The organism is Kluyvera ascorbata ATCC 33433, from assembly GCF_000735365.1.
Lineage (GTDB): Bacteria > Pseudomonadota > Gammaproteobacteria > Enterobacterales > Enterobacteriaceae > Kluyvera > Kluyvera ascorbata.
This window is the reverse complement of record NZ_JMPL01000178.1, coordinates 1-6,013: the sequence shown is the minus strand read 5'-3', so window position 1 is coordinate 6,013 and position 6,013 is coordinate 1. Positions and strand designations below refer to the sequence as shown.

Annotated in this window: 8 protein-coding genes and 1 pseudogene; 4 read left to right on the top strand and 5 right to left on the bottom strand. The window is 47.9% G+C overall.

The window, feature by feature from the left end; translation table 11 throughout:
* Positions 1 to 13 precede the first annotated feature (13 nt).
* The 3 genes from GKAS_RS22380 to GKAS_RS22370 all read right to left on the bottom strand — a co-directional run bounded on the left by GKAS_RS22380 (position 14) and on the right by GKAS_RS22370 (position 1,684).
* Positions 14 to 532 (bottom strand): GNAT family N-acetyltransferase, encoded by a 519-nt coding sequence (locus tag GKAS_RS22380; RefSeq protein ID WP_035897605.1) that lies wholly within the window; start codon positions 530 to 532, stop codon positions 14 to 16.
* A 26-nt stretch (positions 533 to 558) separates the two neighbouring features.
* Entirely contained in the window at positions 559 to 1,020 is a 462-nt protein-coding gene (locus tag GKAS_RS22375) for a GNAT family N-acetyltransferase (protein WP_035897604.1), read from the bottom strand.
* Positions 1,021 to 1,081: 61 nt separating this feature from the next.
* Positions 1,082 to 1,684 carry a helix-turn-helix domain-containing protein gene (locus GKAS_RS22370; protein ID WP_035897602.1) on the bottom strand — a complete coding sequence of 201 codons (603 nt, stop codon included), beginning with the start codon at positions 1,682 to 1,684 and terminating at the stop codon, positions 1,082 to 1,084.
* A gap of 43 nt (positions 1,685 to 1,727) precedes the next feature.
* Here GKAS_RS22370 and GKAS_RS22365 point away from each other — a divergent pair, with 43 nt between their 5' ends.
* From GKAS_RS22365 to GKAS_RS22350, 4 genes are all read left to right on the top strand, one after another.
* Entirely contained in the window at positions 1,728 to 2,423 is a 696-nt protein-coding gene (locus tag GKAS_RS22365; protein ID WP_035897601.1) for a B3/B4 domain-containing protein, read from the top strand.
* 20 nt (positions 2,424 to 2,443) lie between these two features.
* Positions 2,444 to 3,337: a dihydrodipicolinate synthase family protein gene (locus GKAS_RS22360; RefSeq protein WP_035897599.1), complete on the top strand. Its 894-nt coding sequence runs from the start codon at positions 2,444 to 2,446 to the stop codon at positions 3,335 to 3,337.
* Positions 3,338 to 3,576: 239 nt separating this feature from the next.
* Positions 3,577 to 4,245 (top strand): epoxyqueuosine reductase QueH, encoded by a 669-nt coding sequence (locus GKAS_RS22355; protein WP_072011465.1) that lies wholly within the window; start codon positions 3,577 to 3,579, stop codon positions 4,243 to 4,245.
* 32 nt (positions 4,246 to 4,277) lie between these two features.
* Positions 4,278 to 5,177, top strand: a complete 900-nt coding sequence (locus GKAS_RS22350; RefSeq protein ID WP_035897596.1) for an alpha/beta hydrolase — start codon at positions 4,278 to 4,280, stop codon at positions 5,175 to 5,177.
* A gap of 49 nt (positions 5,178 to 5,226) precedes the next feature.
* Here the strand turns inward: GKAS_RS22350 and GKAS_RS22345 are convergent.
* Both GKAS_RS22345 and GKAS_RS24385 read right to left on the bottom strand, forming a co-directional pair.
* Positions 5,227 to 5,861, bottom strand: a pseudogene (locus tag GKAS_RS22345) (DUF421 domain-containing protein).
* 9 nt (positions 5,862 to 5,870) lie between these two features.
* Positions 5,871 to 6,013, bottom strand: a 143-nt coding sequence (locus GKAS_RS24385; RefSeq protein ID WP_156105164.1) for a DUF3290 family protein, incomplete at its 5' end; no start/stop codon positions are given.

Genomic DNA, 6,013 nt, shown 5'->3' with positions numbered 1-6,013 from the left:
TCAAAATGTATATTCAGCTAGCGTAAGTTGAGCGTTTCATAATGATATCTCTCTGCGGGTCTGACCCAACCTGAAAGATATGCTCACCTACTTCAGTAAACCCAAGCTTACGGTAAAAAGAGATGGCCCTTGGGTTATGTTCCCAGACACCTAACCAGACAGGATCCGATCCTTTTGCCTCAAATTCAGCAAAGCACTTCTGCATCAGTGCTTGGGCAAATCCTTTACCATGATAGGGCTCATCGACATACAGGCACAGAATTTCTCCGGCATGGATGCTATTGACACAGGGAGGAAACTCTTCCCACCTTAGTTGAGCGTATCCTATCAGTTTGCTCTCGTATTCGCAGACTAATGTAATCCAGTCTTGTCTGAGGATTTCTTTCAACTGGATATTCGTTGAATAGCTTGCATGGCAGTGAAGATCCATATCCTCCTGCGTATTACCATCCTGGAAAGTCTTTCTGAAGGTTCGCTCGGCTAAAATAGCCAACTCTTCTGCATCAGAGGAACTGGCCCTACGGATTAACATTTATCATTACTCTCTGAAAAATATTCTTATTTTTGCCCGGCATTACGATAAATGTCTGGTCGATTGATCTGCCAGACAAAATCTTTCTGGTTCAATGGGTTATAACCAAGTTTCTGGTATAGCCAGGGCGCGCTGTCAGTGACCAACATTATCCGTCGCAGGCGTGACATCAACGGATGGGCGTGACAGCATTCGATCAACCAGCGGCCGAGACCACTTTTCTGATAATCGTTTAATACGTAGACGTCGCACAAATAACCAAAAGTAGCATAGTCTGTGACAAGGCGGGCGAAGCCGATTTGTCTTGTTCCATCCAGAAGCGCAAAACAAAGGCTGTTCTGGATTGATATCCTGACCGTTTCGGCATCAATGCCAGGAGCCCAGGACGATTGCGAGAGGTAATCGTGAATGGCTTCCAGTTGAAAAAAAGCGGGATCGGTTGTGACAGTAAACTGGCTTTTGGCAAAACTCAGATGTTGATTATCCACTGAACCACTCCATGCAAACTTACCTGTGATAAAACAAGCCCTATTGCTTGCCGGGCGACAATCAGGATGCTTTCTCATGTACTGTCATGATGAACACCAATGGTCCCTCCTCCTGGTTTTCATAGAAATGAGGAACGTCCGTTCTGGCTGTTGCCGAACAGCCGGTTTTTACCTGATACAGGTGGTCCTTCACACCCAGCGTGAGCGTGCCTGTCTGAACATAAAACAGCTCAAGCGTCCCTTCCGTGTGGCCGGGCGAAGCAAACTTTTCTCCCGGTTGCATTTCCCACATCCAGAGCTCAGTCATATCAGGGCCGCCCGAACCAGCGAGCAACCTTGCTCTCCCACCTTTTTCACCGGCCCACAATTCAGGGATCTCATCTTCAGCAATGAGGTGCACGGTCGGTTTGGAGCTGACATCGACAAAATCAGCCACCGAAACGCCCATCGCGGCGGCGAGGCGGCATAGCAGGGCTATGCTGGGATTTGCCCGGCATCCCTCTATCTCAACCAGCGCTCCCTTGCTGACGCCCGCCCGGCGGGAGAGTTCATCGAGCGATATTTTCTGTTGCTTACGATACAGCTTAATCCGCTGAGAAACGGCTTCATTCACGGTGCTGACGACCGCATTTGCATCGGTCATTAAATTGACTTTTTTGGTCATCGGTCATTATCATGGAATAAATTGGTCATTACAGGATTATCACGTGTCAACAGTATCGCCGTCAATTGCCTCTGAAATTTATCGTATTGCTCCCGGTTTTCGGGCACTCAGTATCTACGTTAAAGCTGCGCCAGTGCTTAACCCCAGTATCGGAGAAACGGCGCTGCTGGAAGCCTGTGAAGCCGTTCTGGCGAGTGAACCTGAATGGGCTGAATCTCATCTGGCCGCCTGGGCCGAGGTTTTTAAGCAATTTGGTGCCAAACCTAAACGCACCCCTTCCTCAGCAGAGGCGTTACGTAAGCGTGTATTACGTGACGGAACGATGCCAGCGCTCGATCCCATCGTTGATCTCTATAATGCCGTCAGCCTCCGCTACGCCGTTCCGGTTGGTGGAGAGAATATCGCTGCCTATCAGGGGTCACCACGTCTGACGGTGGCAAAAGGAATTGAGCCTTTTGATACCGTCAAAGAGGGTGAGACCTCCGTTGAATATCCTTCGCAGGGTGAGGTTATCTGGTGTGATGATACTGGCGTAACCTGCCGTCGCTGGAACTGGCGACAGGGAATCAGAACCCGCTTAGACGTGGAAGCTCAGCAAATGTGGTTTATTCTGGAAAGCCTGCCGCAGATGCCACTGGAGATGCTTCATGAAGCCGGGAAGATGCTGACCGACGGCCTTGAAAAAATGATGCCCGGTCTGTGGTTTGAAGTGGCTCTTATCGAAGAGCAATGCCAGTAATCTCATTCAGGAGAGATACAATGTTCACCGGTTTGTCTGCTTTCCCATTAACCCCAATCACCGCCAGCGGCGTCGACGAACAGGGGTTCATTAAAATTCTGGCCCGCCTTACGGCGGCACATGTTGATTCTATGGGTATTCTGGGGTCAACCGGCAGCTATGCCTATCTGACCCGGGAGCAGCGCAAGCGAATTGCGATTCTGGCAAAACAGCATGCCGGAGATATCCCAATGATGGTGTGTGTGGGGGCGGTCAGTACCGATGCCATTCTGCATCTGGCAGATGATGCGCAGGCCGCTGGCGCAAATGCCCTTTTACTCCCGGCGGTCAGCTATCAATCACTCCATGATGAAGAAGTCTTCTCACTATTCGAGACCGTTACCCGGTACGTGTCTGTACCGGTGTGCATCTATGATAATCCTGGCACCACGCATTTTACTTTTTCAGATGAACTGCATGGGCGTCTCTCATCACTTAAGGGGATTCGCTCGGTTAAGATCCCCGGTGTCCCGGATAGCCCGGCAGCAGCGACGGAACGGGTTGAGGCGTTACGTCAGCACCTGCGCCCTGGCGTAACCATTGGTATCAGTGGCGATGCCTACGCCGGGCTGGGATTAAATGCTGGCTGTGAAGTCTGGTACTCCGTGTGCGGCGGTCTGTTCCCGGAAACAGCAAAACAGATAACAGAGGCAGCAGCAGCGCAGGACCATGAACGCGTAACTGCCCTGTCAGCTCGACTTGAGCCGTTATGGGCGCTGTTCCGTAAACATGGTGGAAGTATTCGCGTTATCGCCGCTGCCGCTGGCGTGCTTGGGCTTACCGACACGGACTGTCTGCCTCGCCCTCTGCAGCCGTTGTCAGCAGGTGATATCGCTGATATCGCCCGTGTGATAACCGCTCTCGAGCTGAAGTAATCTACCCATAGGACTGGCAGTCTGCCGGTCCTTTCGAAACCTGGCGGGAGACAAATCATCATCGCATGTTTGAAACAACATTTTTAGGTTCGTTTATCGCTCATTACAGACATTAGGCCCAAAAGGGGTGCCTGATTGGAGGCAGGGGCGGACACGCGCCTGATGTTTATCATTTTTTTTACAATGCTCCTATAAGTGCTACAATTTTCGCAAATTTTCTTATCATAAAAAAATGACCGATGACTATAGCTAAATTTGAGCGGCCAAAACTGCAACTCCCTAACGACGCGGACAAATTGTTATTGCACTCATGCTGCGCCCCCTGCTCCGGCGAGGTTATGGAAGCTATCCAGGCGTCGGGCATCGAGTACACGATTTTCTTTTACAATCCCAACATTCATCCGCAGAAAGAGTATCTCATTCGTAAGAATGAAAATATTCGCTTTGCTGAACAGCACGGCATACCGTTTATCGATGCGGATTACGACACTGACAACTGGTTTGAACGCGCCAAGGGCATGGAATGGGAACCTGAACGGGGTATTCGATGCACGATGTGTTTTGACATGCGTTTTGAGCGCACTGCGCTGTACGCCGCTGAAAATGGTTTCAGCGTTATTAGCAGCTCGCTGGGGATTTCACGCTGGAAGAATATGCAGCAAATCAATGATTGTGGGCAGCGAGCCGCCGCGCATTATCCGGGCATGGTGTACTGGGACTATAACTGGCGCAAACAGGGCGGTTCATCGCGCATGATTGAAATCAGTAAGCGCGAGCAGTTCTATCAGCAGGAATACTGCGGCTGCGTTTACTCGCTGCGTGACAGCAACCTGCACCGCAAATCCCAGGGCCGCCCTCTTATCAAACTCGGTAAGCTTTACTATGGTAAAGAAGAAGAACAGGACTGATTTTTAGCGTACTTGCACATGGAAATTTTAACGTGATTGATTTCATCCATTTTAACGACCGCCATCAACAATCCAGTTCGCTATTACCGCATGCTAAAAATGTGGCTGACTATTGGGTCGCCGGATTACATATTCGCCTCTATGAGCCGGAAAATGCCGTCGAGGATGTGCTTCTCGTTTATCACGGTGGTGGCGTCAACTCAGATGCGGGTTACGATATCCTTGCTCATCAGATAAGTCATCGAGGGTCTGTTTGTACGTGTCTTATTGATATTCGTGGACACGGACAGTCGTCGGGTGATAAAGGGCGCGTTGATAATCCACAGCAAATCTGGCTGGATGTCGACACGATTCTTGAACATCTGCACGTAAAATACCCCCGGACCAGGGTTCATCTACTGGGTCATTCAAGCGGAGGGGGAATGCTGATCAATTATTTCACTCGCCACACCCCATCGCAAAAAAGTGACAGTCTGATTCTACTTGCGCCGGAGTTTGGGCCTTTCGCACCAGCCAAAATTTTCAACAGTACATCGGTTCCATTCGCGTCAGTAAGCAAGTGGCCTTTTATACTCAATGCGCTCAGTGGCGGATTATTGTGTGGCAACCATTTTGCCGTTACGCTGAATTTCCCCAATGAGGTCATGTTATTACGGCCTGAATTTGTTCAGCGATACAGTGTCAATATGGCGAATGCTTTAACACCGAACCATCCCACAAGGCAACTTGCAGCACTACCGCTCCCTGTAACGGTTCTGATTGCCGAGAATGATGAGTTATTTGACGCAAAGCAGATGTCAGAGTTTGTAGCAGGATGCGGCAACCCGAATTTACTCCACAGGATTGTTGAGCACAGCAAACACTTAGACTGCATTTTTGATGCCAGTGAAGAAATACGTCAGCATCTTGAGAGACCTCACGACGAGGTCTGACTTCATGCTGGAAGTGAACATTAACCACAGCTTAATTTGCTTTTGGGTATTATTTTTCATATCCATATAAATTAATCTTTCCCGATAAATACTCACCTAAATATACTTCACTGATTTTATTAAAACCTTGTTTTGTCACTTCACTTTCTAACCAGTCGCTGTCCTTGTTAAGGATTTCGAGCAGGTCATGGTTGGCCAATCCATCCACTATAATTGGATAGCGTATATTTTCATCACCATTTTGTATAATGGTTAACTGCCCATTCTGTTCGAGTACGACACGTTTTAATTGTTCTATTTCATAAATGCCATTGGCTCGTAACTTGAACATCAAATCATTTGCAGAAACACCATTGCGTAAACACTCCCTAACATCTACGCTGCCATTATGAACCAAAGTAATGGGTTTGCCGTCAATAATTCTCTTAACTAGCCGATTGTTCTCTTTTAAAAACTTAAGAACAAAGACAAGAAAAGTCCATATAATTAACACCAGAACAAATTGTAGTACTGTTATCGATTCATTGTAAATTACACCACCGATGATCCCCCCCAGCACATAGTTCTGAACCTGATCCATTGCGGATGAGGGAGCCAGATTCCCCTTCCCCATGAGATTGATTTGAACAATTAGACACAAAATTCCCAGACCCAGTTTTATAATGATAGGGTATAAATTATCATTTTCACTCCTTAGTGTTTTATGATTTCTATATCTGGGTTTACTAACGAAACTTCTACTAAACCGTATGTTTTCTGATCCGGGCTTAAGTTAACACGATAATAAATATCATTAATTTTAACGATAATACCATCTGACAGTTGTACTGAACTCG

Excerpts from the sequence above, each read along its gene's own strand:
- GKAS_RS22355 (WP_072011465.1), top strand. The coding sequence starts at position 3,577 with ATGACTATAGCTAAATTTGAGCGGCCAAAACTGCAACTCCCTAACGAC.
- GKAS_RS22380 (WP_035897605.1), bottom strand. The coding sequence starts at position 532 with ATGTTAATCCGTAGGGCCAGTTCCTCTGATGCAGAAGAGTTGGCTATT.
- GKAS_RS22360 (WP_035897599.1), top strand. The coding sequence starts at position 2,444 with ATGTTCACCGGTTTGTCTGCTTTCCCATTAACCCCAATCACCGCCAGC.
- GKAS_RS22370 (WP_035897602.1), bottom strand. The coding sequence starts at position 1,684 with ATGACCAAAAAAGTCAATTTAATGACCGATGCAAATGCGGTCGTCAGC.